The organism is Roseovarius sp. E0-M6 (genome assembly GCF_037083845.1).
Lineage (GTDB): Bacteria > Pseudomonadota > Alphaproteobacteria > Rhodobacterales > Rhodobacteraceae > Roseovarius.
Window position 1 is genome coordinate 517,977 of sequence record NZ_JBAPLA010000001.1, and the last position, 25,383, is coordinate 543,359.

The following is a 25,383-nucleotide window of genomic DNA, read 5'->3' on the forward strand; positions in this document are numbered from 1 at the left end:
GAAGCCCCGTAAGGCTCAGCTCTCCACAGTTCGCGCCAGCGCGCAGAACTGCTCAAGCGTCACGGTCTCGGCCCGCTGCGTCGGCGCGATACCCGCCGCCTTGAGCCGATCTTCAATGTCGGGCGCCAGCCCCCTGAGCGCGGCGCGCATCATCTTGCGTCGCTGATTGAATGCCTGTGCCACCACCCGTTCCAGAACCTTGGGTTTTGCCGGAAAACGCGGTTCGGGCAGGGCGGTCAGATGCACGACCGCGCTCGACACTTTGGGCGGCGGGGTAAAGGCTTCGGGCGGCAGGCTCATGACGATCCGCGCCTCGGCCCGCCATTGCGCCAAAAGCGCAAGCCGGCCATAGGCCTTCGACCCCGGCGCGGCGACGATGCGCTCGGCGACTTCGCGCTGAAACATGAGGGTCAGGCTGTCCCAGAAGGGCGGCCACCTGTCCGGCGTCAGCCAGCGCACCAAAAGTTCGGTGCCCACGTTGTAGGGCAGGTTGGCGACAATATGGATGGGCGGCGCAAGATAGGTCAGCGGATCAAGCTCAAGCGCATCGGCGTTCATGATCTCGAGCCTGCCGGGATAGGCCGCCGCGATCTCCTCAAGCGCCGGCAAACAGCGGGCGTCCTTCTCGATGGCAAGCACCCGCCGCGCACCCTCGGCCAAAAGCCCGCGGGTCAGTCCACCGGGCCCCGGCCCGATTTCAAGCACATCCGCGCCCCGCAGGTCGCCCGCTTGCCGCGCGATCTTGGCGGTAAGGTTCAGATCCAGAAGGAAGTTCTGCCCCAACGACTTGCGCGCCGAAAGCCCGTGGTCCGTGATCACCTGTCTCAAGGGCGGAAGCGCGTCGATCCCGCTCATGCCGCCCGCGCCGACACCATCCGCGCCGCGAGTGTCAGGGCCTCGATCGTGGAGGTCGGGTTGGCGATCCCGCGCCCCGCGATATCAAGTGCGGTGCCATGATCCGGGGAGGTGCGAATAAATGGCAGCCCCAGCGTCACGTTCACGCCCCGGTCGAAATCAAGCGTCTTGATCGGGATCAGCGCCTGATCGTGATACATCGCGATGGCCACGTCATAGCCCGCACGGGCCCCCGCATGAAACATCGTATCCGCCGAAAGCGGCCCGATCACACCGATGCCATCGGCGCGTAGCGCGTCGAGAACGGGAGCGATGATTTCTATTTCTTCGCGGCCTATCTTGCCGCCTTCGCCCGCATGCGGATTAAGCCCCGCCACGGCCATACGCGGCGTGGCAATGCCGAAATCCCGTATCAGCGCGTCATGCGTGATGCGGATCGTCTCTTCGATAAGCCCGGCAGTAAGCGCGGCGGGCACCTCTCGGAGGGGGATATGGATCGTCACAGGCACGACCCGCAACTGTTCGCTGGCCAGCATCATCACCGCCCGCTGCCCACCCGCCAGATCCGAAAGAAACTCGGTATGGCCCGGAAACGCAAAGCCCGCCCCGTCCTGAAGCGCCTGCTTGTGAATGGGTGATGTACACAGCGCCGACGCCGCACCAGCCTGAACCAGCGACACCGCCTTTTCGATGGCGGCGACGACATGGGCGGCGTGATCCGGATTGGGCTGACCGGGGGTGAGGGCACCGGAAAAGCTCATGGGTAGGACGGGCAGACCGCGCTCTATCGCGCTGCCGGCCTCCTCAGGCGTATTGATCGTCACATGCCGCGTGCCCCGCGGCAGATGCGAGGGGTCGCCGATCCAAAAGAACGGAAGCCGGTCTCGCAAGGCCGCCCAGGCCTTCGTGGCGAGTTCGGGGCCTATGCCCGCCGGCTCACCACAGGTGAGCGCGACAGGCTTCATTTTTCAACGATCCGCGCATCTGCTCTAAGCTGCGCGAGATAACCTTCGGCATAGGAGTTGAGCCGTTGATCACTGATCTGGCGCGATAGTTGCTCGGTCTGCGACAGGCTCAGGGCTTCTTCGTCGCCTGCTTCGCCCTCGGCCGCTGCCTCGCCCTGCGTCTCGGCTGTGACGGGCGCGTCCTCCTCGATGGTTTCCGAGCGGCCGCACAGCATCAAAAGCACCAGTGTTTCGCCATTCGCCCGCGTCAGCGCATAGGACACTTCGCCGGGATCGAGCTTGGAAAGCTCATAGGCAATATCCTGCGGAATCTCTTCCGGCGCCTTGGTGCCCCGTTGCAGCACGGTCTCGGGCTGTCCTTGGGCCACGCCATAAAGATCATCACAGGTATCGGTGTTGGCGTCGATCCGGCGTGCCTGCGTCAGGGCCGCCTCGCTTCGGCCACCATCAATGTAATAGGCGGCATACTCGATCGCGGCATAAGTGGGGTCCGGCACATCGGTTTCCCGGATATCGCGCAACTGAAAGAGCGCGATAGCCCCCTCAAGCGGCAACGGCTCGGTCACGTCACCGGGCGCAAGTCCAAGCACGATCCCGCGAAGCGCGGGGGGCAGGTCGCTGATCGGGGTCCAGGGAAGGCGCCCGCCGCGATCCGCGGTGCGTGTCGCCGAATACCGGCGCGCCTGCGCCGAAAACGCGCCTTCGCTCTCTATTTCGGAAATGCGCCGGGCGGTATCCTCGACGCTTTCTTGCGTCTGTGGTGTCGTGGGGATGATGATCTCGGACATCAGGACCTGAACACCGCCACCGCGGCCAATCGCTTCACGGGCGCGTTGAACATCTTCTTCGGTCACCGAGACGCGGGGCCCGAACTTGGCGCGCGTCAATTCGGCCCAGCTTACGCCGCTGGCGATGAAGGCACGGAAGGTCTGCTCATACACGCCGGCCCCCTCGAAGCGGTTGACCAGTTCCTCGCCGCTCAGGTTCCCCTGCGAGGCAAATCTTTCCATCCCGTCCTGGATTTCCTCGTCGCTCACCTCGATGCCGTTCTGCCGGGCGGCCTGAATCTTGAGGCGGTCGTCGATAAGCTGCTCCCGGGCAAGTTTCTCGGGGTTCCCCGGCGCGCGCAAAAGCTGAAGAAGTCGGGCGCGCTGCTCGATCTCGAACCGCGTGATGGGCGCGTCGTTCACGGTGATCACCGGCTCAAAAAGCGATTGCGCGGCGGCCCGGTCCGGTGCCTGCGTCATCGCCAGCGCTAGAATCACGGCGGCCCCCTGCGATAGCTTGGAAATCATGCTCGTCATCTTGGTCATTGGTATCATTTCCTGCATGTCCGAACATAGCTCTTGTCGGCCGTCCGGGTGGCAAATCCCCGCAAGCCGACGGTCAGACTGATATCCGTCGACGGCGAGAGAATAGTGGAAGAGGTGAAGCGGCGCGAGGCCTTAAGCGAGATATCCACACATTCGTTCGTATAGGTCAGACCAACACCCCCTTCAACGCTGCGGTCGCTTGCGATGTCATAACGCCATTCGGCGCTGCCCGTCCAGTGGCGCGACAGACGGTATGATCCATCGAAGGCCCATTCGGAAATCGTGCCGGGCCGATTCTCGGCCACATCGCGCCCCAGCCAGATGTAGGTCGCATTGAGTTCGGTGCGCGCATTGAACCATGTGCCGCGCACCTCGGCCTTGGTCGTGTCGAACTGATCGTCGAAAAGACCCCGTGCCGTCAGGCTGAGACCGTCCACCGTCGCCAGTTGCGCCGCAACCAGCACATCGGAATATTCGCCCTGCTGGCCGGATGTGTTGGTAAAGCTCGACGCGCCACCGGGTTCAAGCTGACGTTCGTTGCGCCAGACCTGCCCAAGCCCTATCCGCGTGGTCCAGCCATTTGGATTGAGCCGCGCCCATGTCAGGCCATAGGCACCGAAAACCCCACGTTCGCGCCTGTCCGTTTCGGGAAAGCGCGACAAGGAAAGCAGATTGCCTTCGTCGAATTCAACACGAGTGCTTTCGTCTATGGGGATGTTGGGATCGCTCCCGCCGACCCAGGCAAGCTGCACGACCGGCTCGATGACGTTGGTCACCCCTGTGCTGCCCGACCGCCGCGCCCATGGCCAGCGTAGCGTGACTGCGGCGCTCGGGGTAAGTTCCGCCGCCGACGAGGCGCTCGTCGTCCCCGCCTGCCGCACCTTGGTGGCATCAAAGGCAAGGCCGGTCTCGAAGGTGGACCGGATGCCGCCCATCAGGGTCCACGTCCGCAGCCAATCGGCGCTCCCGGTAAGACGCGTGACATCGCGCCCGTCCGCAAAATTGTCGAAATCCGGGCCGTCGGTCGTTGTGTCCGAACTGCGATAATGGCTATGCAGCCCCGCCGAGAACCTAAGCTCCCCGCCCAGCCGTTCGGGATGCACGCGCTTTTCGTAATTCAGATCGCCCACCACCGTGGGCAGGGTGCTGTCCGCCTCTCCCGCCCTGAGGGACCGGAAATGGGTCAACGCCGCGCGCACCCATTCATCGCGCCGGACACGCTCGACCGAGATTTCGCTGTCCAGCCGGTCCTTGTCGGAATAGTCGTAATCCACCAGATACGTATCGTCATTCACAAGCTCGACGTCGAACCGCAGCACGAAATCATTCTTGAGCGCGAAGGCGCCCGCACCGGCGACATAGTTGCGGAAGGAATGCCGCCGTCCGATGTCGTCATCCGACAGCGCGCCCTGAAATTCGATCCCGCCATTCTTGAACGCCTGCCTGTAACGCAGTTCGAGAGTGCGTGTCTTGGTGGAAAAGTAAGGCGTGACCGTCAAATCCTTGTCGTCGCCCAACCGGATGAAATAGGGCACCTTCGCGCCAAATCCCAGCAAGGTCGAATTGCGCAGTGACGGGATCAGGAACCCTGTCGACCGTTTCAATGTCGGGTCCGGCAGGCGCAGACGCGGGAAATACAGGATCGGCGTGTCAAACACGCGGAACTGCGCGTCATCAAGATAGATCTGCCGCTCCCGCCGGTCATGAACCACCCGGCGTGCTCGAATCTGCCAAAGCGGCTGCCCGTCATCGTGGCACACCCGGCACGACGTGACGGCGGCCTTGTAAAGCTGCGTATACCTGCCATTGACGGTGTTGGCCTGCACTGCGGCCATCTGAAGCTGATCGTCCATGACGACGCGCGCCCCGCGCAGGATGCCGTTCTGCAAATCGCGGTCAAGTTCGGCGGCATCGGCCAGCACAGTGGTGTAATCGCCATCCGACAGGGTGATCGGCCCCTCGATGATCAGGTGTTCGGTCTCGCGGTCATAGATGACGGCCCGCGCATTAAGGCGGCGCCCCTCATGAAAAGCTTCGACATTTCCGCGCGCGACAAGCCTTCGGTCCTGCGTGATGCTGACATCGTCCGCCACAAGGATCGCCGGCTCACCCGAGGAAGAGCCCGCGCCGTCGCCTGCCGCATCCCGGACCTGTGCGGTTGTTGGCCCCGCCATCGCAGCGGCCACCAGCAGCCCAAGCGTCAGCACGACCGCTATGCGCAGATGCCCCCAGACCGCTCTCATCCCTCCTCCCGCTGCAAAAAGAGCCCAAGCGCCAGAAGCAGTGACGCCACAGGCGGGGCCCATGCTGCCAGAGCCACCGGAATCTGCCCATTCTCGCCCAGAACCTGCGCGAAATTCCGCACGTAATGCAGGCTGAATCCCAGCATCACCGCGGCAAGAACCGATGTGCCCGTATTGGCCAGCCGTGCATGCCGCATCGTAAAGGCCGCGCCAATGACCACAAGCGCGATCAGGAATATCGGCTGTGCCAGTTCCATTTGGAACCACACCGCATAGCGCCGCGCCGAAAATCCCGCGCTCTCAAGCTGATTGATGAAGGCCGGCAAATCCCAGATTGGAATGTATTCCGGCTTCCCGAAACTGTCGATGATCCGATCCCGCGTCAGAGCGGCGGGAATGCGCAGCGTCTCATGTGTCTCGGCGCTTGCCTCGGGGTTGTCCGCCCCCGCAAGATCCCAGAATTTGGCATTCTGCAAAACCCATTCCCCATCCCCCAGCCGCGCGCTTTCTGCGGTGACACGGGTCTGTGGATCGCCGTCTTGGGTGAAGTCGATAAATGTCGCGCCATAAAGCACATTGAGGTCGGGACTGGCGCTGACCGCATGAATCACGGTCTGCCCATCCGCCACCCCCTGCCTGAGCCAGAGCCCCTCGTCCGAAATGGCCAGAACGTTCTCACCCTCACCTGCGATCCGGTTGTTGAGGTCGCCATAGCGTTTCGACGAGGCCGCGACGATCGGGTTGAACATGGTGATCGCCAGAAGCCCGATAAGCCCCGCCACCGTCACCGGCCCGGCAAGCCCCGTCAGCGCGGACCGCCCCGCCGCACGCACCACGACGATTTCCGAAGACCGGCCCAACCGCACGAATAGCGCCACCGAGGCAAGGATCAGAATCAACGGCATGATCTCGTAATTTGCATGTGGCATGTTCAGAAGCACGATCTCGAACACTTCGACAAGCTGAAGGTCAGGGTGGTCCTGCACCTCGTCCACGAGGTCGATCAGCCCCAGAAGAATGGCAAAGGTCAGGGCGAGACTCAGGAAGGTCCACAGAAACCTGCGCGCGAAGTAAAGATGCAGGATCATGCCACATGCTCCTTCGGGCGTGGCCAGGGCAACAGGCGGCGAACAAGGCCCGGATGCCCCGCGATGTACAAAAGCACCGCCGCGATTCCAAATCCCACGATGCTCGGCACATAGATAAGCGGCCACAGCGCGGCATTGACAAGCACCGGGGCCGCCACGGTCCCCTCGATCAGCTTCACCCCCACCAGAAGTACGAAAGCCAGCAGGATCTGCCGCCAGACCCCGAAACGGCTGAAGCTTCCCACAAGCAGCGTGGCAAATCCGATCAGGGCCGCGACAACGCACAGGAACGCCTGCGCAAAGCGCCCGTGCAACTCGAGCATGACCGCGCCTTCGCTGATCTCCGCGGCCTCGGCCACCGCCTTGGGCGCGCTAAGCAACGTCGGTGTGAGTTGAAAATTGACACGAGTCAGCTTGATCGCATCACGCGACACCAGGCTGCTGATATCATACGAGAAATCATCAAAGAACGTGGTGAAAAGCCGGTTGCCGCCTGTGCGCAATGTCTGGGCCAGCCCGCTCACCATCACGAGCTTGGTGCCGCCACCCTCCTGCACCAGATAGGCGACGTTCGAGGTATAGGTGACCGGCGCTTCGGGATTGCGCCGGTCCGACAGGAACACATCGCGCAACTCGCCTTCGGGCGTGATCTCGCGGATATAAAAGGTGACACCGCTCGCGGGATGAAGGAATTCACCCTCGGTCAGAAGTTTCGCGGTGACATTGCGCGACACCTCGATCTTGCGCATCTCAAGCTGATGGAGGCTGATCGGCACAAGAACATGGGTGAGCAAAGACATCATCGCCCCCACGATAATCCCGTAAAACAGCACCGGTCGCGCCATCCGCCACGGTGAATACCCCGTCGCCTGCATCACCGTCAGTTCGCTTTCGGTGCTCAGACGGTTGGTCACATAGACCGCCCCGGCAAAGCCTGCGATGGGCAACACAATGGCGATGACACCGGGCAGGGTCAGTGCCGTGAGTTCGAGAAAGACAAAGGCCGACTGGCCGTCGCTGATCAGGCGGTCGAACATGCGCACCGCCTTGTTGATCCAGAAGATTGACACGAGGACGAGGGCGAAGAATCCAAACAGCACCATGAATTGCGACAGCATATATCTGTCGAATCTGGTCACTCTGCTCCCCCCGGACACACCATATCTGGTGGCAAACTAGACCAATTCGAAGCCGGGGAAAACTGCTAATCGGCGCCGGGTGTGGCGGGGGTCCGCCACCGGTGCCGGCGCTGGGCACGGCACCGCCCGCCGCCGCCGCTCTGGTCAAGCCGCGCGCGCCGCGTTAGGTCTTGGAAAAACCCATTCAGGAGAGCCATCATGACCAAACCCGTCACTGTCACCTTCACCGATCTCGCGCTTGATGACATTGCCGGGGTCGCGGGCCGGGTGGCCGTCTTCGTCACCCCCGACGGCAAGCTCGACAAACCGGCGCGGCGGGTCAATCGCCTGACCAAGGGGGCGCTGGCCCGGATGATCGAAGAAGGCGTGCTCGAGGATATGAAGGACGGTGACGTCAAGACACTGGCCTGGCCTTCGGGCCTCGCGGCAAAGGCGCTCGATGTGGTTTGCCTCGAACGTAACGCCGACGCGCTGACCGCGCGCAAAGCAGGCGTCGCGCTGGGCAAGCTCAAAGAGCGCGAGCCGATGCTCATCTTGGCCTCGCAACTGCGCCGTCCGGTGGATGTGGCCCAAGGAATAGCCCTGCGCGCCTATGCTTTCGACGACCACAAAAGCGACCGCAAGACAGACGCGCCGGGCGACGTGACCGTGATGGTCGCGAACCCCGAGACCGCCCGCGCCGAGGCCGCGCCGCGTCTTGCCGTGACCGAAGGTGTGTTCATGACCCGCGATCTGGTAAGCGCGCCCGCCAATCACCTGACGACCACGGAATTTGCAAACCGGATCAAGGATATGGGCGATCTGGGTCTCAAGGTGACGATCCTCGAAGAGGCCGATCTCGAAAAGCACGGCATGGGCTGCCTCCTCTCGGTCGGGCAGGGGTCTGTCAGCCCCTCCAAGGTCGCGGTGATGGAATGGATGGGCGGCAACAAGGGCGATGCACCGCTCGCGCTTGTCGGCAAGGGTGTGGTGTTCGACACCGGCGGCATCAGCCTCAAGCCCGCCGCGGGCATGGAAGACATGACCATGGACATGGGCGGCGCAGGCGTTGTCACCGGCACGATGCGCGCGCTCGCGCTGCGCAAGGCGAAAGCGAATGTCGTGGGGCTGGTGGGCCTGGTCGAGAATATGCCCTCGGGCAACGCCACACGCCCCGGCGACGTGGTCACCTCGATGAAGGGCGACACGGTCGAGGTGATCAACACCGATGCCGAAGGCCGCCTCGTTCTCGCCGACGTGATGTGGTATGCACAAAAAACCTACAAACCCGCAGGCATGATTGATCTGGCCACACTCACCGGTGCGATCATCATCGGGCTCGGACACGAAAATGCCGGCGTCTTCTCCAATGACGATCCGATCTGCAACAAGTTCCTGCGCGCCGCCGAAGCCGAGGGGGAAGGCGCATGGCGCATGCCGATGGGCCGCGCCTATGACGAGATGCTCAAAAGTCAGATCGCCGATGTGAAAAACGTTGGCGGGCGCGCTGCGGGGTCGATCACGGCGGCGCAGTTCCTTCAGCGTTTCGTGACCGAGGGCACGCCCTGGATTCACCTCGATATCGCTGGCGTCGCCTCGGTCAAATCCGACACGCCGCATGCTCCCAAGGGGGCGTCAGGCTGGGGCGTGATGGCGCTCAACCGTCTGGTGGCCGATCACTTCGAGGCGGATTGACGGCGATGGGCGCGGCCTATTTCTACCACCTCACGCGCCGCCCGCTCGAGGCCACGCTGCCCATGCTCCTTGATAAGGCGCGGGGCGCGGGCTGGCGTGTCGCGGTGCGCGGGGTCGCGGCCGCGCGGCTGGAATGGCTCGATGAACGGCTCTGGCTTGGCCCCGAAGACGGCTTTCTGCCGCACGGCCTTGCCGGGGGCGATCACGACGCGGATCAGCCGATCCTGCTGACCACCGGTGTCGACATGCCCAACGGCGCGCAGTGCCTCATGACCATCGACGGGGCCCCGGTCACACCCGATGAGGTGGGCACGCTCGAACGCGTCTGCGTTCTCTTTGACGGCAATGACGCCGCCGCTCTTGATACAGCGCGCGGCCAGTGGAAAGCCCTCACCGGCGCAGGCTGCGCGGCGCAATACTGGTCCGAAGAAAGCGGCCGGTGGGAGAAAAAGGCGGAACGCTGACCGCGCCGCCGGTGGGCCTATTGCGTCAGGATCAGCATGTCGTTCATGATCTGGATGCTCTCGAAGCGTTGAAGATAGGACATGCCCAGCAGCGATGTGTCCAACTCCCCGCCATTCACCACGGCGCGCACATTGCGATGCTCGATCCCCCCCGCGTTCAGCCTGTCAATCCGCACCGGCGCGGTGCGGATGCTGCCATTGGCGGTGACCGCGCGCCCATGAAAACTCAACTCCTCAGGATCGAAACCCGCAGCCTTCGCATCAGCCTGGCTTAGAACCACATGCGTCGCGCCGGTATCCACCACGAACCGCACATCGGCGCCGTTGACTTCGGCCAAAAGGTAGTAATGCCCGTCCGCCATGCGCGGCAATTCGATGCGGCCCGCTTCTGTGTTCACGCTTTGGCGCGGCATCACGGTGTCACGGATATGATCCCACATGCCGACACCAGCGATCACGCCGAGAAAGATCAGCCCCCAAAGAAGCGCCTGTTGCGTCACCTTGCCCAGCGAATTGCGGTTCGCGGCCACGAACCAGACAACCACCGCGCTGCCCAGCACGATGAGATAGACAAGATTGGCGGTTTCGAAATTCTGCATGGGGGCGCCCCTTCACGGCTCTTTGTTCAGAGATAGGGGCAGGGCTGCCCGGCGAAAAGGTCAGCCGGCGAAGCCGAAGCTTTTCAGCCCGTCGAGAACGAATTGCACCGACAGCGCGGCCAACAGCATGCCAAGAATACGGGTCAGCACGATAACGCCGGTGCGCCCAAGCATCCGGTCAATAAGCCCCGCAGCCAGAAAACAGACATAGTTGAGCACCAAAACCCCGAACATCACGCCCAGAACGGCAAAAAACCCGCCCCAGCCGGGCTGCTGCCCGGTCAGAAGGATCACCGTCGCGATTGTGCCCGGTCCCGCGATCAATGGAATCGCCAGCGGAAAGACAGCCGGATCGTCGTGATCATCCTCCTCGGCGCGGTTCTCGCGTCGCTTGCTGCGCCGTTCGAAAAGCATGTCGAGCGCGATCAGAAACAGCATGATCCCCCCCGCGATGCGGAAGGCGGGCATGCTGATCCCGATGAAATCCAGAAGCTGCTCGCCAAGGCCCGCAAAGGCCAGAAGCACACCGCCCGCCACCACACAGGCATGCAGCGCGACCCGCCGCCGCTTGTGCTTGTCCATGCCCTGCGTCAGTGCCACGAACATCGGGGCAAGGCCGGGCGGGTCCATGACCACGAAGAAGGTGAAGAAGGCGGTGATAAGGAATGCGCTGTCCATGCTCAGAGGCCCTAAGCCGCCGCGCGCCCGCAATCAACCCTGTTTCTTGGCCGTCACCGGCAATCGCCGGGTTTAGCTTTCGGCCTTTTCCAGCTTCTCGAGCGCCCGCATCCAAAGCGCCTCGGCCCGGTCGAGCCCCTCCATCACCTCGGCATATTTCTTCTGCCAGACCGTCGCTTCGTCGACGCGCGCCTCGTCATACATCGTCGGATCAGCGAGCTTGCGGGCCAGCCGCTCGGACATCTCCTGAAGCTTTTCGACACGCTCCTCGCATTTGCGCACCTCTTGCTTAAGGGTAAGCACGGAATCGCGCGAAGGCCGTTTGGGCTTGTCCTGCTTGGGCTTGGCCGCAGGTTTGTCGGGCGCGATCAAGCTTTGCCGATACGTTTCGAGATCACCATCATAGTCGGTGACACGCCCCCCTTTCACCAGCCAGAGCCGATCGGCCACCAGACTGAGAAGATGCATGTCATGGCTGACAAGGATAACCGCCCCCGAATAGGCCGTGAGCGCCTCGACCAGCGCCTCGCGGCTTTCTATGTCAAGGTGGTTCGTCGGTTCATCGAGGATGAGCATATGTGGCGCATCTATCGTCGCCAGCATGAGCGACAGGCGCGCTTTCTGCCCACCCGAAAGGCGCCCGACCACCGTGTCGGCCTGTTCGGCCCCGATGCCGAACCCGCCCAGCCGGGCGCGCAGGCGTGCGGGTGTCTCACCGGGGCGCAGCCGGCGGATATGCTCCAACGGCGTTTCGTCCACACGAAGCTCGTCCACCTGATGCTGTGCGAAATACCCGACCCTAAGCTTCGATGTCTTGGTCACCCGCCCCGACATCGGCGCAAGCCGGTCGGAAAAGAGCTTTGAAAGCGTGGATTTTCCCTCGCCATTGCGCCCCAGAAGCGCGATCCGGTCATCCTGATCTATGCGCAGATCAAGCTGCGAAAGCACGGGCTTGCCATCATAACCGACCGCCCCGCCCTCAATCCTGAGAATTGGCGGCGATAGCTCTTCGGGCTCGGGGAAGCTGAAGGCGCGCAGCGCAGCCTCCTGTGGCCGCGTGATGGGCTGCATTTTGGCAAGCGCCTTGATCCGCGCCTGTGCCTGCCGCGCCTTGTCGGCCTTATAGCGGAAGCGATCGACATAGGATTGAAGATGCGCGCGTCGGGCATCCTGCTTCTTGGCTTCGGCCTCGGCTGCGGCGATCCGCGCCATGCGGGTTTGGGCGAACGTGTCGTAATTGCCCTGATACAGCGTCAGCTTGCGATCCTCGAGATGCAGGATCGCGCCAACCGCCCGATTGAGAAGCCCGCGATCATGGCTCACGATCAGAACCGTATGCGGGTATTTCGCCAAATAGCTTTCCAGCCACAGCGCGCCCTCAAGATCAAGATAGTTGGTCGGTTCATCGAGCAAAAGCAGATCGGGCTCGGAAAAAAGCACCGCCGCCAAGGCCACGCGCATCCGCCAGCCGCCCGAAAAGGCGCTGCACGGCATGCGCTGCTCTTCGGCGGTAAAGCCCAGCCCCCGCAGGATCGTGGCGGCGCGGGCCTCGGCCCCCCATGCGTCGATATCGGCAAGCCGGGTCTGCACATCGGCGATGCGCGTCGGGTCGCTGGCGCTTTCGGCCTCTTGAAGCAGGGTGGCGCGCTCGATATCGGCGGCCAGAACCGTATCGATAAGCGAAACCTCGTTGCCGGGCACCTCCTGTGCGACACCGCCGATGCGCGCCCGTGACGGAAGCGAAATATGCCCCTGTTCAAGGGCAAGCTCGCCCCGGATCAGGCGAAACAGCGTGGTTTTGCCCGTGCCGTTGCGCCCCACGATACCCACCTTGTGCCCCTCGGGGATGGCGGCCGACGCGTCCTCGATCAGCGGGCGCCCCGCGACGGAGTAAGATATGTTTTCGATCTTTAGCATGCGCGCGGTTTGCCGGAATGGGGGAGGGCCGTCAATCGCAGCTTTTCAAAGGGCAGGGCGCATGCTATCGGGGCCGCGATTTACGAACGCGCGCGGGCATGGGGCCCGCGCATTCAGCACAAAGAGGCTTACATGGCTGTCGAACGCACGCTTTCCATCATCAAACCCGACGCGACCAAGCGCAACCTGACCGGCAAGATCAACGCAAAGTTCGAGGATGCGGGTCTGCGCATCGTCGCACAGAAGCGGATTCACCTGACCAAGGCGCAGGCCGGCGAGTTCTACAAGGTCCACGCAGAGCGCCCGTTCTACGACGAACTGTGTGAATTCATGGCCTCCGAGCCGGTTGTCGTTCAGGTGCTCGAAGGGGACGGCGCCATCGCCAAGAACCGCGAAGTCATGGGGGCGACCAATCCCGCTGACGCGGCTCCCGGCACGATCCGCGCCGAATTCGCCGAGTCGGTTGGCGAAAACTCGGTTCACGGCTCCGATGCGCCCGAAACCGCAAAAGAGGAAATCGCGTATTTCTTCTCGGGTCTCGAACTGGTGGGCTGAAACAGTCGGGGCTAGCGCCCTGTCTGATCAAGGTTTTTCGGCAAGGGCGGTGCATCATGCGCCGCCCTTTCCATTCGGGCCCGCAACAGGGCCACGTTCCGGCTGTTGGCCTTGAGTCCGACGTCCAGAATATCTCCCACCACGGGAACAAGGCCGACGATCCAATCGATCGCGATATTTCCACTCATCCTGAGCAGGAGCGGCGTCGAGGCGCCCAATCGCCATGCGCCGTGCACGATATAAATCGCGGGCGCGACGGTCAGCGTATCACCTATGCCGGGCACGAGACCAAGGATCGAATCCCAGCCGAATCGTATGTCTGTAAAAGGAAACCGAAACGCCCGGTCCATGCGGCGCGCGATCCGCTCAAGCCGCTCGACCTCTCTGCGTTCGTCCTCTGTCATGCGCGGTGCGGACCGGTTCGCGCGATGATCCATACGGCATGCACGATGCCGGGGATGTATCCAAGGATGGTGAGAAGGATATTGAGCCAGAAATGCTTGCCCGGTCCGACTTGCAGGAAAACTCCAAGGGGCGGCAAAATAACGGCGAGGATGATGCGGACAATGTCCATTCGGGGTCTCCGGCACAAGGTTACGTTGCCGGTGAAACGCGGGCCGGGGGGCATTGTTCCCGGTCCTGTGATGCAAGTCATCCGCGACCGCGAGAGCGCCCGGATGTGACCGCTCGTTCAACGCCTCTGCAGGGCGTTCAGATGCTTGCGAAGTCGGTAAAGACCTGACGTGAGATGATCTTGGGCTTGCGCGGCAGGGCGGGCTTGGCCGGATTGGGCTGTTCGGATTTCGGGGCCGGGGGGCGTTGGGGTGACTTGGCCATCTGCTGTTCCTTTTCTGGATCAGCTGACCGGGCCCTGGCGCGCCCCGTCGGCGCGTGTCGATTCCATCAGGGTATTGCGCGTTAGGGGCAGCCGGGTGGCAAGAATGTGACCTAATTGGGGCATTTTTTACATCGGCGCAATAATGCGCCTGTCTTGTGCAGAATTGTTTCCATTTCGGCGCTGCGGCGAGGGGCTCCCCACCGCAGCCAAGGGGGCTTAAGCCGCGATCATAGTTTCGACCGTCTCGCCAAAGGCCGACGGGGTGGGCACAATGGTCACGCCGCAGCCTTGCAGGATCTCGACCTTTTCCTGCGCGCTTTCACCAAACGCTGACACGATCGCGCCCGCATGGCCCATCCGCCGCCCCTTGGGTGCCGAAAGACCGGCAACATACGCCGCGACGGGTTTGGTCATGTGATCGCGGATATATTCCGCAGCAGCCGCTTCCTGCGGGCCACCGATTTCGCCAACCATAACGACGCCATCGGTGTCGGGGTCATTCTCGAAAAGTTCGAGGATATCGCGGAAACTCGATCCGTTGACCGGGTCGCCGCCGATCCCGATGGACGAACTCACCCCGATTCCGCGCGCCTTCATCTGGCTCGCCGCCTCATATCCCAGTGTGCCCGAGCGCCCGATGATCCCGATGCGCCCCTCAAGATAGATATGCGGCGGCATCAGCCCGGCAAAGGCCTGTCCCGGCGTGATGATCCCCGCACAGTTCGGCCCGATCAGGCGCATGCGCTTCTCGGCCTTGTAGCGCCGCATATAGCGTTTGACCCGGATCATGTCCTGCGTGGGGATGCCATCGGCGATACAGACACAGGTGCGGATGCCGCCATCCGCCGCCTCCATGATCGAATCCGCCGCGAAGGGCGGTGGAACAAAGGCGATGACCGTGTCCGCCCCGGTTTCCGCCACGGCCCCCTTGACCGTGTTAAAGACCGGCAGGCCGTTATGCGTCGTGCCACCCTTGCCCGGTGTCACGCCACCCACGACATTGGTGCCGTATTCGGCCATCTCCTGCGCGTGAAAGCTGCCGATCCGGCCCGTAAGTCCGGTGACGAGCACCCGCGAAGTCTTGTCGATCAGAATAGCCATCACGCGGCCTCCCCGTTGCTTGCTTGTCCCTGCTTCCACGCTGTCACGACCTTCTCGGCCGCCTCGGCCAGTGTTTCGGCGGTGGTGATGTTGAGGCCGCTTTCGTCAAGAATCTGGCGCCCTTCATCGACGTTTGTCCCGCTCAGTCGCACCACCAGCGGCAGCTTGAGGTCAAGTTCGCGCACGGCCCGCACGACACCTTCGGCGATCCAGTCACAGCGGTTGATGCCCGCGAAGATATTGACCAGAATGGCCTCAACATTGGGATCGTTCAGAACCGCCTTGAACGACATCAGCACCCGGTCGGGCGATGCGCCGCCTCCCACATCGAGAAAGTTCGCAGGCTCGCCGCCGGCCATCTTGATCATGTCAAGCGTCGCCATCGCGAGGCCCGCACCGTTCACGATACAGCCGATTTCCCCCTCCAGCCCGATATAGTTGAGGCCCCGGTCGCCCGCATAGGTCTCGCGCCCGTCTTCCTGGCTCTTGTCGCGCAGCTCGGAAATCTCGGGGTGACGAAAGAGCGCGTTCTCGTCAAAGCTCACCTTGCAATCAAGCGCCACGATCTCGCCCGCGCCGGTCACCACCAGCGGGTTGATCTCGAGCATGCTCGCATCAAGCTCGTCCATCATCCGGTAAGCGCCGGTGATGGTCTTCGACGCCTGCGCGATCAGTGACGGATCAAGATCAAGCTGAAAGGCGATCTCGCGCGCCTGAAAGGCCTGCATTCCCACCGCCGGATCAACGACCGAGCGGATGATGCTTTCGGGCTCGTTCGCGGAAATCTCCTCAATCTCCATGCCGCCCTGCGCCGAGGCCACGACAACAACACGCTCTTCGGTGCGGTCCATGACGAACCCGAGATAAATCTCCTGCTGAATGTCGGTGGCTTCCTCGACATAAAGCCGCCCGACCAGTTTGCCCTGTGGTCCGGTCTGATGGGTCACGAGCTTGCGGCCCAGCATCCACGCCGCAGCATCAGCGATCTCCTCGTCCGAGGAACAGACGCGCACGCCGCCGGCCTTGCCACGCGCGCCCGAATGGATCTGCGCCTTGACCACACAGCGATCACCCGAAAGCTCTTGGGCGCGATAGACCGCCTGTTCAGGACTGTAAGCGATACCGCCTCGCGGCACGTTCACGCCGAACCGCTTGAGCAGGTCCTTGGCCTGATATTCATGAATGTCCATGGTCGGGGCCTCCCTTATCCCTTGGCCGCGATGGCGTCGGCCACCGTCAGCACGTTGTTGGCCATGCGTTCGCTGGCCGCGTCGATCATCTTGCCGTCAAGGCTGGCCGCGCCCTTGCCTTCGGCTTCGGCCTTGCGCAGTTCCTCGATGATGCGCCGCGCGCGTGTCACCTCGGCATCAGGCGGTGAAAAGACGTCGTTCGCCAGCGCGATCTGGCTGGGATGAATCGCCCATTTGCCTTCGATGCCGAGGGCTGCGGCACGCTTGGCGCTGGCCACATAGGCATCGGGATCGCTGAAATCACCGAAGGGCCCGTCGATGGCGCGAAGGCCATAGGCGCGGCAGGCGACGGTCATCCGGCTCAGCGCGAAATGCCATTGATCGCCCGGATAGTCGGGGTTCAGCCCGCCAATGACCACCGTGCGCGCCCGGTTCGACGCGGCATAATCCGCAACACCGAAATGCAGCGCCTCAAGCCGGCCGGGCGTGGCCGCGATCGCCTCGACATTGGCCATGCCAAGCGCCGTCTCGATCAGCGCCTCAAGCCCGATCCGGTGCTCAAGGCCCATGGCCTCCTCGATCTGGCTCACCATCGTCTCGACGGTATAAAGATCGCCGGGCACACCCACCTTGGGCACAAGGATCGTGTCCACATGCGTGCCCGCCTGTTCGAGGATGTCCACCACATCGCGATACATGTAGTGTGTGTCGAGTCCGTTGATCCGGATCGACATGGTTTTGCCCTTGCCACGCCAGTCGATGTCGTTCAGCGCCTCGATGATGTTCTTGCGGGCCTGCACCTTGTCGGGCGGGGCCACGGCATCTTCGAGATCGAGAAAGATGTAATCCACATCCGAATCCGCCGCCTTCTCGATCATCGCCGGGTTTGAACCGGGCACAGCCAGTTCGGATCGTTGCAGGCGCTGTTTTTTCAGCGGGTGCAGGGTATAGCTCATCGGATCCCTCCCTTGGGGCAAGTGTTTGCTGACGTCACAATGCGCCCATCGGGCCCTGACGGTAACGTTCCCTCGGGTAAGTTTGCGCGCCCGGGGTTGGGGGCGTGGGCTGAACGGGTAGGGCGGCACTACCCGTCGCCACGCAAGAGGAATGCAATGGGATGCCAAGCGAAGGGCATGCGCGCCGATGCGACGTGCAGGTTCCCGATACGAAACGCGCCGCCGTCCTGCTGCTGCCGTGCGAGCTTTGCCCGACTCGGTCCGCATCCGGGCGGCGCGCAACGCAAAACGCCGGGGCGCATCCGCCCCGGCGTCGTGCAAACCACGTCTCGCACCGCGCATCAGGTCACAAGATCGGGGGGCGTCTCCTCCCTGAGGAAGGCCTCCAGATTGTCGATGGCACGATCCCCCATCGCCATGCGTGTCGCGTCGGTGGCACTCCCCAAATGCGGCGCCAGCACGAGGTTGTCATAGCGCAGGAAGCGCGGGTCAAGCTTTGGCTCGCCCACATAGACATCAAGCCCCGCCGCACCCAGCCGCCCGGTCTCGAGCGCCTCGAAAAGCGCCGGCTCGTCCACCACGTCTCCGCGTGCGGTATTGATCAGAATGGCGCCCGGCGTCATCGCCTCAAAGACGCGTCCCCCGATCAGTCCGGCGGTCTCCGGTCCACCGGGACAGTGCAGCGACAGAAAATCCGCCTCTCCGGCCACCGCCTCAAGGCTGTCCAGTTGCTGCGCATTCCCGGCGCTGGCGCAGGTCTCGGCATCGACGCGCGACCGATTCTGGAACACCACGCGCATACCGAACCCGTAATGCGCCCGCCGCGCCATCGCTTGTCCGATCCGGCCAAAGCCCACGATACCCAGCGTGGCCCCGCTGACCTTTTTTCCGATCATGTGGGTCGGGCGCCAGCCGTCCCACCGCCCGGCGCGCAACTCCCGTTCGCCTTCGCCGATCCGCCGTGCCGCCGCGAGAAGCAGCCCCATCGCCAGATCGGCGGTGCAATCGGTGAGCACGCCGGGCGTGTTGGTCACCGCGATGCCAGCCTCCCGTGCCCGTGGAACGTCAATGTGGTTGTAGCCCACGCCATAGCTCGCCAGAAGCCGCACCTTGCCCCGCGCCGCATCGTAGAACGCCGCTGGGATGCTGTCCGAAACGGTGGGCATGATCACGTCATGTCCCTCGGCCGCCGCGATCCACTCGTCATGGCTCATCGGCGTGTCGGGCGCGCGAAAGCTCACATCGCCAAGGGCGGCCACACGCGCCTCCGCCGCCTCGGGCCAGCGGCGCGTGATCAGGATGCGCGGGGTCTCAGTATTCGCCATCTCAGGCCCCCGCGCCGCGATAATGCTCCTGCGCCGCGGCCACGCCCGATCCGGGCTCGATCCGGGCCCCTGCATCCCTCAGCGCCATTTCCGCGGCAGAGATCGCCCCGCACAGCATCACCGGATTCAGCGATCCCAGATGCCCGATGCGGAACGCCTTGCCCATCAGCTTGTTGAGACCGGTCCCAAGCGACGTCTGATACCGGTTGTAGGCCCCCGAAATCACGTCGCGCGCATCCACGCCCTCGGGCGTATAAATCGCCGACACCGTGTCCGACGCCCAGTCCGGCCCGCGCGCCACCAGTTCGCAACCGTCCCACGCGGCCACGGCCTTGCGCACGCCCTCGGCGTGAAAGGCATGACGCTGCCACACCGTTTCCATGCCCGCCTCAAGCAGCATATCAAGCGAAACGCGAAGCCCCCGAAGAAGCTGTGTCGCCGGTGTATAGGGAAAATACCCGGTATCGTTCAGCTTGATCATGTCCTCAAAGCTGAAATAACAGCGGTGCATTCCCGCGTTTTGCTGTCTGTTGACCTCAAGCGCCTTGTCGCTCACCCCCAGAATGCCCAGACCCGCCGGAAGCATGAACCCTTTCTGCGATCCCGAAACGGCAAGGTCGACGCCCCATTTGTCCATCTCGAATTCGATCGACGCGATCGAGCTCACGCCATCGACGAACAGGAGGGCAGGGTGGCCCGTTTCGTCCAGAACCCGCCGCACGCCTTCGATGTCCGAGGTGACGCCGGTCGCGGTTTCGTTCTGCGTGGCGAAGACCGCCTTGATCTTGTGCTCCGTGTCGGCGGCAAGCGCCTCGCGATACGCCTCAAGCGGCACGCCCTTGCCCCACTCGACCTCGCAAAGCTCCACCTCAAGGCCCAGCCGCTCGGCCATATCCACCCACAAAAGCGAGAACTGGCCAAAGCGCGACATTAGGACGCGGTCACCGTGATTGAGCGTGTTCGAGATCGCGCTCTCCCACGCCCCGGTGCCCGACGACGGAAAGACGAAGATGCGCCCGCCCTTCATCCGATAGGCTTTCTTGAGATCGGTCAGGAGGCCGTTCACAAACTCGGGAAAGTCGGGCGCGCGCATGTCCTCCATGGGTATGTTCATGGCCTGACGCACTTTTTCCGGCACATTTGTCGGGCCGGGAATAAATAGATGCTGGTATCCGTTCATGGGTATCCTCCGCGATTTTGGTCGTTATCCCCATGCCCGCCATATGGCGCAATGCCCGTGCGTATGGCCGGAACGAACAAAGGCGGGGTGCCATCACCGAACGGGTAGGGCGGCCCTACCCACCCGGCAGTCGCGATGACCGCATTCTGGCTTGTATACCAAGGCATGCGAAAAAATGCTTTGATTTCATGTGGTTCTCCGGGTCACACTGTGATCCACCATTCACATCGGGTCGGACACGTGCTCAAGATCATGGACAATGCGGAAGTGACCACATCGCGCGTCATCGTGGCGGACCGGCAGGTGATCGTCTGTCAGGGCATCGGCTCGCTCGTCTCACAGATGTCGGGGGTCTCGCTTGGTCCCTTTGCCACCGATCTCAAAACCTTGACCCGCGTTCTGGGGCAGGAGGATGGACCGGTTATCGTGATCTTGGGCGTGCGGCTTGCCGATGCCGATCTTGCCCATGCGCTGGCCACGCTGCAAAAGGATTTTCCGCATGTGATGATCGTGGTGGTGGCCGAGGAGACGGAGTTCGCCTTCATTCGCGCCGCGATCAAGTCGGGCGCGAATTCGGTCTGCATGATGAGCCATATCCTCGAGAACCTGCCGCTTATCCTCACCCGTCTGGTCGAGGGTCACAGCCTCGTTCCGACCGATATCCTGCGCAGGCTCACCCATGACACGTCCGACGCGCTCACAAGGCGCGAACACGAAATCCTCGGGTTGTTGGGCGACGGGCTGACCAATTTTCAGATTTCCGCGCGTCTGGGGCTCAGCGAGAACACGGTGAAATATTACCTCAAGGCCATCTATCAAAAGCTCGAGGTCAACTCCCGCGGCGGCGCCATCGCCAAGTATGTCTCGGGCAATTACTGAGGGCGCAATTATTAAAGGCAGTGTGGACCGCGCGCCATTGGCTCGGAGCGTGCCGGATGGCGACGGTGCGGGTCTTTGCTGCCGTTGTTCCCCAACGTGCCACAAATGACGGCTTTCAGCCCTGAGCGGACATGGCGCGAGACGGCGGGGATGGTCAGAGCGGACTTTCGGGCGGGCTGCATCCAGTGACGGCAGTCCGGAGTAAGTGATCCTTGGTCACACCAGCGCCGATGACCGCTTACGGGAACCCGTTAAAAAAAGGTGGTTTTTGGGGAGGAATCTGGCATTTCCTCGAGCCGCCACATAGCGGATTTCGGGGGCCTCACGCAGTAGGGGAACTGTGGCGGGACGTATTTCCGCCGGCGGATCAGCCGCAAGAGGCTCGGCAGGGGGTGTGGTGGGGTTTCAGACCATTTGTTTCGGCCATAGCCACCAAGACTTCACAAACATGAACTGTCTTATCGGTGTTTTAACGACCAGAAGCAGAATTGCTATTGATAGCAGGCACCAGATTGCGGCCACTTCATTAGGGTTGCTGGTCAGCAGCATGGACAACTGCGGCCCAATTAAGAAGTGATACACAGTAAATTTCCAAGAACCGTAGATAAAGGGCAACAAGATCCCAGCGACGAAGTAGGTGGGATACAGGCTCAGGAAAGATGCCCATGAATCGACAGTTATAAAATTCAACATCCCGTTTGTCGGCACGTCCCACGCGATATGCCAGTCTCCCGATACTGAGCATAGTTGCTCACCACACAGTCCGCGCCCCAGCTGACATGACCCCGCCCATTCAAACGGATAAAGCTGTAAGAGCATGATAACTGTCGAGAAAAGACACACCGTATAAACCGGCCATTGTATCTTCTGACGCACAGCGCTTGGTATGAAATACATCGACAGAAGGTTGATGAAGAAGGGTTGGAACGCGATGTGTAGATAACTAAGAAGAGTGGCAACTTGGTTCGAAGGCAGTGAGCATTGATCAATCACCGAGTATGTATAGGCCTGCAAAAGCTCCATTAAAGAGAAATAACCGAGGGCCACCCATAACGGGGCTGGTTCTTTCTTGTAGGTCGCGTAAGCAGTTGTTCCTAAACCAATAAATGCAAGTGTAGCCGACGCTTCACCGCTCCAGCACATAAAATCACTTTCTTGATGTGTAGGTTTGCAAACTAACGACTATGCGACTGGAACGCCAGATGGCCTTATCTGTCATTCTGATCAAAAACCCCCGTTGTTGGAACGAGCGTAAAACACATCGTTGGACGCAGCCACAAACCCCGTTCTAAACCAAAGACGGAGAAGTTGTTGAAGGTTTTTGACTGTCCATCGATAGCCGACGTTCGAACGCGTTGCAGCATTTGACACTTTGGGCTCACTCCCGTCTTTCGCCGCAGTCTACACGAAAGGCCGCTGTCGGGAAACGGGCCAAGCTTTGCAAAGGTCGCTTCCTGCGCATAGCCGCCGCTCACCCCGTCTGGCCGGTGTGAGGTGCCTGACGGAATCTATCAAATGACTTCAGCAAGCCCGGAGCGGACATGGCACCTAAAGCGTTTCGCCTTTAACCTGAGACATCAGCGAAAGGCGAAACGCGTGCAACGCCTGAATGTTGCGCTGCGTTTCGCGCAAATCTGTGATCAGGGTTTTTCGCGAAACGCTTTAACTATCCGGTTGGTCTGAGCGGACCTTCGTGCTTGGGAGGTAGAGCGACCGAAGTGCGGACAGAAGCCGCGCCTCGACGGGCTGCGGTGCGGCGATCCGTCGGTGGTGCTGATGCGCTTTACGTTTGCCGAATCCGGACGGCGCTCGGGCGATGCGACCAGCCCTGTCAAATCGCCGTGCCGTGGAGGCGGCCCGGCGATGCGCGGCGGCGCGACGCGCCTTGTCCCGCGCGGTTGCCGTTTCCGAAGAAGCCGTAGTGGCGGATGCGGTGCTGGCCCTTGGGCAGGACATGGATGAGGACCCGGCGGATGAACTCATCCACCTTGAGGGTCATGCTGGTGTGCCGCCCGGGACCGGTGACGCGGTAATCCTTGACGCGGAAGGTGACGCCGTGGTCGTCCATGCGGATCAGGCGGCTGTTGGAAATCGCCACTCTGTGCGTGTAGCGCGACAGGTAGGCCAGCACCACCTTGGGACCGGCGAAGGGCTCCTTGGCATACACGACCCACTCGATCTTGCGCAGCGGTTGCAGGAAGGCATCGAAGGCATCCTGGTCCAACAGGTCGGCGTGATCGCCGTGGAACTGGAGCTTGCCGGTTTTGTGCAGCTTGATCAGCCCGTCCAGAATGAGGCGCCGGTACAGACGGGACAGAACCCGGACGGAGAGGAAGAAGTTCCTGCGACAGGCGATCCACTCGGTGCCGTCGGCAGACAAGCCGCCGCCCGGAACAATCATGTGAACATGGGGATGATGCATCATCGCCGAGCCCCATGTGTGGAGCATGGATGTGATGCCGACCCGGGCACCGAGATGCTTGGGATCAGCGGCAATCCTGACCACCGTGTCCGCGCTCGCCCGCATCAGCAGGTTGTAGATCTCGCGCTTGTTCTGAAACGCGATGTCGGCGATCGGCTTCGGCAACTTGAAGACCAGGTGGAAATACCGCACAGGCAGCAGTTCGGCCTCGCGTGCCGCCAGCCAGGCCTTGGCCGCACCCGCCTGACATTTGGGGCAATGGCGATTGCGGCATGAGTTGTAGGAGATGTGATCATGCCCACAGTCTTCACACCGCGCGACATGGCCGCCGAGCGCCGCCGTGCGGCAACGCTCGATGGCGTTCATCACCTTCAACTGGTCGAGGCTGATGTGCCCCTTGTTTGTTGACCGATACGCAGCACCACAGGCGCGGAAGATATCCGCAACCTCCAGCCGTGGCCTGGACATTCTACGCTACGGTGCGCCTTTCTTGCCTTTCTTGCGTTTCGACGCGGTCAGATCGTCGAGCGGGCTCCCGACCGCCGAGATCATGCCGGTCGCGACGCTGGCATACCGCGCCGTCGTGGTCAGCTTGGTGTGGCCAAGCAGCGCCTGGATGACCCGGATATCGACACCGCGCTCCAGCAGATGGGTCGCGAAGGAATGGCGCAACGTATGCAGCGTGACCGGCTTGGTGATCCCCGCTTCCCGCGCAGTCTCCTTGAACAGCCGAGAGGTGTTTGCCCCGATAGCCTGGAAAAAGGACCCGCTCAGGCCCGGGCACATCCTTGTCCTGGCTGGTCGGGCGTTCTTTCCACCACTCGCGCAACAGACCAAGGATATCCACGGGCAACATCACGTTGCGATCCTTGCGCCCCTTCGACTGGACGATCCGGATGACCTCTTGGGCGCTGTCAATATCACCGACCTTCAGTCGGACGACTTCGCCCGCGCGCATGCCGCAGCCATAGGCGAGCGAGAGCATCACCCGCGCCTTCAGACCAGGCGCCATGGCCAGGATGCGTTTGATCTCCTTTTGGCTCAGTACCAGCGGCACCTTCACCGGTTCCTTGAGGTGGAAAATCTCGGCCACCAGATCATGGCGTCGCATGGTCACACGGAACAGAAACTTGACGCCTGTCATCGTTTGGTTGCGCGTGCAGATGCTCGTGGCAGTTTCGATCAGATGTTGCTGGAAATCCCGCACATCGTCTGGCGTGGCCGTTTCTGGCGACCGCCCGAGCCAGGCCGCAAATCGCCTGCAGGCCCGCAAGTGACTGGTCTGGGACGCGGGTCCGAGATTACGTGCGGACATGTCGGCGACCATGCGCGTACGGAGGGGGATCATCGGCGCGGATTGCTGTACATTCATGGGACTATCCTCTGTCAACCGAGGCAAAATCACCTCGATCAACAGCAGACACCCGACATCACAATCTGCGAAACATATCCCACTTCAGCGCAACGACCGCCACAAGCGCCCCTATCGCGAAGCGATTTAGTGCATGGGCCGTTCACGTCGCTCAAGCAGGAGGGGCGGGGACCGGTCATTCGCTGCGCTCCATCCCAATGTCAGCTTTTCAGCGTTCATCCGATTGCGGGTGATCAAGCGCGACCCACTTTTCCAGAAAAGGGCGCGCTCTCTGCGGCGGAGCGGCTTACTTTTTAGGCAGGAGCGCACGTATGGCGTACATGCCATCATCACCCTTTTCGAGCATCATCATCACGTCATCACCCGACTCTATTTCGCCAACCTCGGCGCCATCCAGTACGGGGAGGTCCATCGTCATCGCGGGCCAGCCGATTTCGGCGATGGGACCGTGCGAAATATTGGCCATGTTGCCGTCTATGCTGTTGACAGTTGCCTCGGCGTGAATGCCTTCCATGCCTTCGTGCGAGGACATTTCATGGCCTGAATGGGAATCGTCACTGGCCAGAGCGAGCGTCGGTACGGTCGCGGCAAGAGCCAGGGAAAGCAGAAATTTACGCATGTTGTGCCTCC

The 25,383-nt window shown here is 62.1% G+C and carries 23 protein-coding genes and 2 pseudogenes; 4 read left to right on the plus strand and 21 right to left on the minus strand.

The window, feature by feature from the left end; all coding sequences use genetic code 11:
* Positions 1-15: 15 nt before the first annotated feature.
* Genes rsmA through lptF form a run of 6 tightly spaced genes read right to left on the minus strand, consistent with a single transcriptional unit; the run spans position 16 to position 7,582 of the window.
* Positions 16-855: a 16S rRNA (adenine(1518)-N(6)/adenine(1519)-N(6))-dimethyltransferase RsmA gene (gene rsmA, locus V8359_RS02670; protein WP_336427159.1), complete on the minus strand. Its 840-nt coding sequence runs from the start codon at positions 853-855 to the stop codon at positions 16-18.
* A complete protein-coding gene (gene pdxA, locus V8359_RS02675) occupies positions 852-1,820 on the minus strand; it encodes a 4-hydroxythreonine-4-phosphate dehydrogenase PdxA (RefSeq protein WP_336427160.1) in 969 nt (322 codons plus the stop codon). The genes rsmA and pdxA overlap by 4 nt, the downstream gene beginning before the upstream one ends.
* Complete coding sequence (locus tag V8359_RS02680; RefSeq protein ID WP_336427161.1) at positions 1,817-3,133, minus strand: peptidylprolyl isomerase; 1,317 nt, start codon at positions 3,131-3,133, stop codon at positions 1,817-1,819. Before V8359_RS02680 ends, pdxA begins: the two co-directional genes overlap by 4 nt.
* A gap of 5 nt (positions 3,134-3,138) precedes the next feature.
* Positions 3,139-5,376, minus strand: a complete 2,238-nt coding sequence (locus V8359_RS02685) for an LPS-assembly protein LptD (RefSeq protein ID WP_336427162.1) — start codon at positions 5,374-5,376, stop codon at positions 3,139-3,141.
* Complete coding sequence (gene lptG / locus V8359_RS02690; protein WP_336427163.1) at positions 5,373-6,464, minus strand: LPS export ABC transporter permease LptG; 1,092 nt, start codon at positions 6,462-6,464, stop codon at positions 5,373-5,375. The genes V8359_RS02685 and lptG overlap by 4 nt, the downstream gene beginning before the upstream one ends.
* Positions 6,461-7,582: an LPS export ABC transporter permease LptF gene (gene lptF, locus V8359_RS02695; RefSeq protein ID WP_336427915.1), complete on the minus strand. Its 1,122-nt coding sequence runs from the start codon at positions 7,580-7,582 to the stop codon at positions 6,461-6,463. Before lptF ends, lptG begins: the two co-directional genes overlap by 4 nt.
* 219 nt (positions 7,583-7,801) lie before the next feature.
* Here lptF and V8359_RS02700 point away from each other — a divergent pair, with 219 nt between their 5' ends.
* Both V8359_RS02700 and V8359_RS02705 read left to right on the plus strand, forming a co-directional pair.
* The gene (locus tag V8359_RS02700) at positions 7,802-9,277 is read left to right on the plus strand and encodes a leucyl aminopeptidase (RefSeq protein ID WP_336427164.1); all 1,476 of its coding nucleotides are present in this window, start codon (positions 7,802-7,804) and stop codon (positions 9,275-9,277) included.
* Between the two features lie 5 nt (positions 9,278-9,282).
* Positions 9,283-9,741 carry a DNA polymerase III subunit chi gene (locus tag V8359_RS02705; protein WP_336427165.1) on the plus strand — a complete coding sequence of 153 codons (459 nt, stop codon included), beginning with the start codon at positions 9,283-9,285 and terminating at the stop codon, positions 9,739-9,741.
* A 17-nt stretch (positions 9,742-9,758) separates the two neighbouring features.
* Here the strand turns inward: V8359_RS02705 and V8359_RS02710 are convergent, their stop codons facing one another.
* The 3 genes from V8359_RS02710 to V8359_RS02720 form a co-directional block, all read right to left on the minus strand.
* Complete coding sequence (locus V8359_RS02710; RefSeq protein WP_336427166.1) at positions 9,759-10,340, minus strand: retropepsin-like aspartic protease family protein; 582 nt, start codon at positions 10,338-10,340, stop codon at positions 9,759-9,761.
* Between the two features lie 60 nt (positions 10,341-10,400).
* On the minus strand, positions 10,401-11,018 hold the full coding sequence (locus V8359_RS02715; RefSeq protein ID WP_336427167.1) for a MarC family protein: 618 nt from the start codon (positions 11,016-11,018) through the stop codon (positions 10,401-10,403).
* 72 nt (positions 11,019-11,090) lie between these two features.
* A complete protein-coding gene (locus V8359_RS02720) occupies positions 11,091-12,935 on the minus strand; it encodes an ABC-F family ATP-binding cassette domain-containing protein (protein WP_336427168.1) in 1,845 nt (614 codons plus the stop codon).
* Between the two features lie 132 nt (positions 12,936-13,067).
* Between V8359_RS02720 and ndk the strand changes: the two genes are divergently transcribed.
* Positions 13,068-13,490 carry a nucleoside-diphosphate kinase gene (gene ndk / locus V8359_RS02725; protein WP_336427169.1) on the plus strand — a complete coding sequence of 141 codons (423 nt, stop codon included), beginning with the start codon at positions 13,068-13,070 and terminating at the stop codon, positions 13,488-13,490.
* Between the two features lie 11 nt (positions 13,491-13,501).
* Here ndk and V8359_RS02730 read toward each other — a convergent pair whose 3' ends face one another.
* The 8 genes from V8359_RS02730 to V8359_RS02765 all read right to left on the minus strand — a co-directional run bounded on the left by V8359_RS02730 (position 13,502) and on the right by V8359_RS02765 (position 20,080).
* Positions 13,502-13,894 carry a DUF4112 domain-containing protein gene (locus V8359_RS02730; RefSeq protein ID WP_336427171.1) on the minus strand — a complete coding sequence of 131 codons (393 nt, stop codon included), beginning with the start codon at positions 13,892-13,894 and terminating at the stop codon, positions 13,502-13,504.
* Complete coding sequence (locus tag V8359_RS02735) at positions 13,891-14,064, minus strand: YqaE/Pmp3 family membrane protein (protein ID WP_336427172.1); 174 nt, start codon at positions 14,062-14,064, stop codon at positions 13,891-13,893. The genes V8359_RS02730 and V8359_RS02735 overlap by 4 nt, the downstream gene beginning before the upstream one ends.
* 137 nt (positions 14,065-14,201) lie before the next feature.
* On the minus strand, positions 14,202-14,327 hold the full coding sequence (locus tag V8359_RS02740; RefSeq protein ID WP_336427173.1) for a hypothetical protein: 126 nt from the start codon (positions 14,325-14,327) through the stop codon (positions 14,202-14,204).
* A gap of 217 nt (positions 14,328-14,544) precedes the next feature.
* Complete coding sequence (gene sucD / locus V8359_RS02745) at positions 14,545-15,429, minus strand: succinate--CoA ligase subunit alpha (RefSeq protein WP_336427174.1); 885 nt, start codon at positions 15,427-15,429, stop codon at positions 14,545-14,547.
* A complete protein-coding gene (locus V8359_RS02750; protein WP_336427175.1) occupies positions 15,429-16,619 on the minus strand; it encodes a malate--CoA ligase subunit beta in 1,191 nt (396 codons plus the stop codon). The genes sucD and V8359_RS02750 overlap by 1 nt, the downstream gene beginning before the upstream one ends.
* Before the next feature lie 14 nt (positions 16,620-16,633).
* Positions 16,634-17,575, minus strand: a complete 942-nt coding sequence (locus V8359_RS02755) for an HpcH/HpaI aldolase/citrate lyase family protein (RefSeq protein ID WP_336427176.1) — start codon at positions 17,573-17,575, stop codon at positions 16,634-16,636.
* A gap of 341 nt (positions 17,576-17,916) precedes the next feature.
* Entirely contained in the window at positions 17,917-18,900 is a 984-nt protein-coding gene (locus V8359_RS02760; protein WP_336427177.1) for a 2-hydroxyacid dehydrogenase, read from the minus strand.
* A gap of 1 nt (position 18,901) precedes the next feature.
* The gene (locus tag V8359_RS02765) at positions 18,902-20,080 is read right to left on the minus strand and encodes a pyridoxal-phosphate-dependent aminotransferase family protein (RefSeq protein ID WP_336427178.1); all 1,179 of its coding nucleotides are present in this window, start codon (positions 20,078-20,080) and stop codon (positions 18,902-18,904) included.
* Positions 20,081-20,332: 252 nt separating this feature from the next.
* Here V8359_RS02765 and V8359_RS02770 point away from each other — a divergent pair, with 252 nt between their 5' ends.
* On the plus strand, positions 20,333-20,959 hold the full coding sequence (locus V8359_RS02770; protein WP_336427179.1) for a helix-turn-helix transcriptional regulator: 627 nt from the start codon (positions 20,333-20,335) through the stop codon (positions 20,957-20,959).
* Positions 20,960-21,364: 405 nt separating this feature from the next.
* On the opposite strand, the gene V8359_RS02775 is transcribed toward V8359_RS02770, so the two are convergent.
* The 4 genes and pseudogenes from V8359_RS02775 to V8359_RS02795 form a co-directional block, all read right to left on the minus strand.
* Positions 21,365-22,102, minus strand: a complete 738-nt coding sequence (locus V8359_RS02775) for a DUF5765 domain-containing protein (RefSeq protein ID WP_336427180.1) — start codon at positions 22,100-22,102, stop codon at positions 21,365-21,367.
* A gap of 727 nt (positions 22,103-22,829) precedes the next feature.
* Positions 22,830-23,849 (minus strand): annotated as a pseudogene (locus tag V8359_RS02780) (IS91 family transposase); the annotation flags it as partial.
* A gap of 6 nt (positions 23,850-23,855) precedes the next feature.
* Positions 23,856-24,753, minus strand: a pseudogene (locus V8359_RS02785) (tyrosine-type recombinase/integrase).
* A 286-nt stretch (positions 24,754-25,039) separates the two neighbouring features.
* On the minus strand, positions 25,040-25,372 hold the full coding sequence (locus V8359_RS02795; RefSeq protein ID WP_336427181.1) for a copper-binding protein: 333 nt from the start codon (positions 25,370-25,372) through the stop codon (positions 25,040-25,042).
* Between the last annotated feature and the right edge of the window lie 11 nt (positions 25,373-25,383).

What these genes read in the sequence shown, in the direction of transcription:
- V8359_RS02795 (WP_336427181.1), bottom strand. Translation starts at nt 25,372, where the DNA reads ATGCGTAAATTTCTGCTTTCCCTGGCTCTTGCCGCGACCGTACCGACG.
- V8359_RS02700 (WP_336427164.1), top strand. Translation starts at nt 7,802, where the DNA reads ATGACCAAACCCGTCACTGTCACCTTCACCGATCTCGCGCTTGATGAC.
- V8359_RS02730 (WP_336427171.1), bottom strand. Translation starts at nt 13,894, where the DNA reads ATGACAGAGGACGAACGCAGAGAGGTCGAGCGGCTTGAGCGGATCGCG.
- pdxA (WP_336427160.1), bottom strand. Translation starts at nt 1,820, where the DNA reads ATGAAGCCTGTCGCGCTCACCTGTGGTGAGCCGGCGGGCATAGGCCCC.
- V8359_RS02735 (WP_336427172.1), bottom strand. Translation starts at nt 14,064, where the DNA reads ATGGACATTGTCCGCATCATCCTCGCCGTTATTTTGCCGCCCCTTGGA.
- V8359_RS02775 (WP_336427180.1), bottom strand. Translation starts at nt 22,102, where the DNA reads ATGTGCTGGAGCGGTGAAGCGTCGGCTACACTTGCATTTATTGGTTTA.
- V8359_RS02715 (WP_336427167.1), bottom strand. Translation starts at nt 11,018, where the DNA reads ATGGACAGCGCATTCCTTATCACCGCCTTCTTCACCTTCTTCGTGGTC.
- V8359_RS02765 (WP_336427178.1), bottom strand. Translation starts at nt 20,080, where the DNA reads ATGAACGGATACCAGCATCTATTTATTCCCGGCCCGACAAATGTGCCG.
- V8359_RS02705 (WP_336427165.1), top strand. Translation starts at nt 9,283, where the DNA reads ATGGGCGCGGCCTATTTCTACCACCTCACGCGCCGCCCGCTCGAGGCC.
- V8359_RS02720 (WP_336427168.1), bottom strand. Translation starts at nt 12,935, where the DNA reads ATGCTAAAGATCGAAAACATATCTTACTCCGTCGCGGGGCGCCCGCTG.
- lptG (WP_336427163.1), bottom strand. Translation starts at nt 6,464, where the DNA reads ATGATCCTGCATCTTTACTTCGCGCGCAGGTTTCTGTGGACCTTCCTG.
- rsmA (WP_336427159.1), bottom strand. Translation starts at nt 855, where the DNA reads ATGAGCGGGATCGACGCGCTTCCGCCCTTGAGACAGGTGATCACGGAC.
- lptF (WP_336427915.1), bottom strand. Translation starts at nt 7,582, where the DNA reads ATGCTGTCGCAATTCATGGTGCTGTTTGGATTCTTCGCCCTCGTCCTC.
- V8359_RS02680 (WP_336427161.1), bottom strand. Translation starts at nt 3,133, where the DNA reads ATGACCAAGATGACGAGCATGATTTCCAAGCTATCGCAGGGGGCCGCC.
- sucD (WP_336427174.1), bottom strand. Translation starts at nt 15,429, where the DNA reads ATGGCTATTCTGATCGACAAGACTTCGCGGGTGCTCGTCACCGGACTT.
- V8359_RS02685 (WP_336427162.1), bottom strand. Translation starts at nt 5,376, where the DNA reads ATGAGAGCGGTCTGGGGGCATCTGCGCATAGCGGTCGTGCTGACGCTT.
- V8359_RS02740 (WP_336427173.1), bottom strand. Translation starts at nt 14,327, where the DNA reads ATGGCCAAGTCACCCCAACGCCCCCCGGCCCCGAAATCCGAACAGCCC.
- V8359_RS02710 (WP_336427166.1), bottom strand. Translation starts at nt 10,340, where the DNA reads ATGCAGAATTTCGAAACCGCCAATCTTGTCTATCTCATCGTGCTGGGC.
- V8359_RS02750 (WP_336427175.1), bottom strand. Translation starts at nt 16,619, where the DNA reads ATGGACATTCATGAATATCAGGCCAAGGACCTGCTCAAGCGGTTCGGC.
- V8359_RS02755 (WP_336427176.1), bottom strand. Translation starts at nt 17,575, where the DNA reads ATGAGCTATACCCTGCACCCGCTGAAAAAACAGCGCCTGCAACGATCC.
- ndk (WP_336427169.1), top strand. Translation starts at nt 13,068, where the DNA reads ATGGCTGTCGAACGCACGCTTTCCATCATCAAACCCGACGCGACCAAG.
- V8359_RS02760 (WP_336427177.1), bottom strand. Translation starts at nt 18,900, where the DNA reads ATGGCGAATACTGAGACCCCGCGCATCCTGATCACGCGCCGCTGGCCC.
- V8359_RS02770 (WP_336427179.1), top strand. Translation starts at nt 20,333, where the DNA reads ATGGACAATGCGGAAGTGACCACATCGCGCGTCATCGTGGCGGACCGG.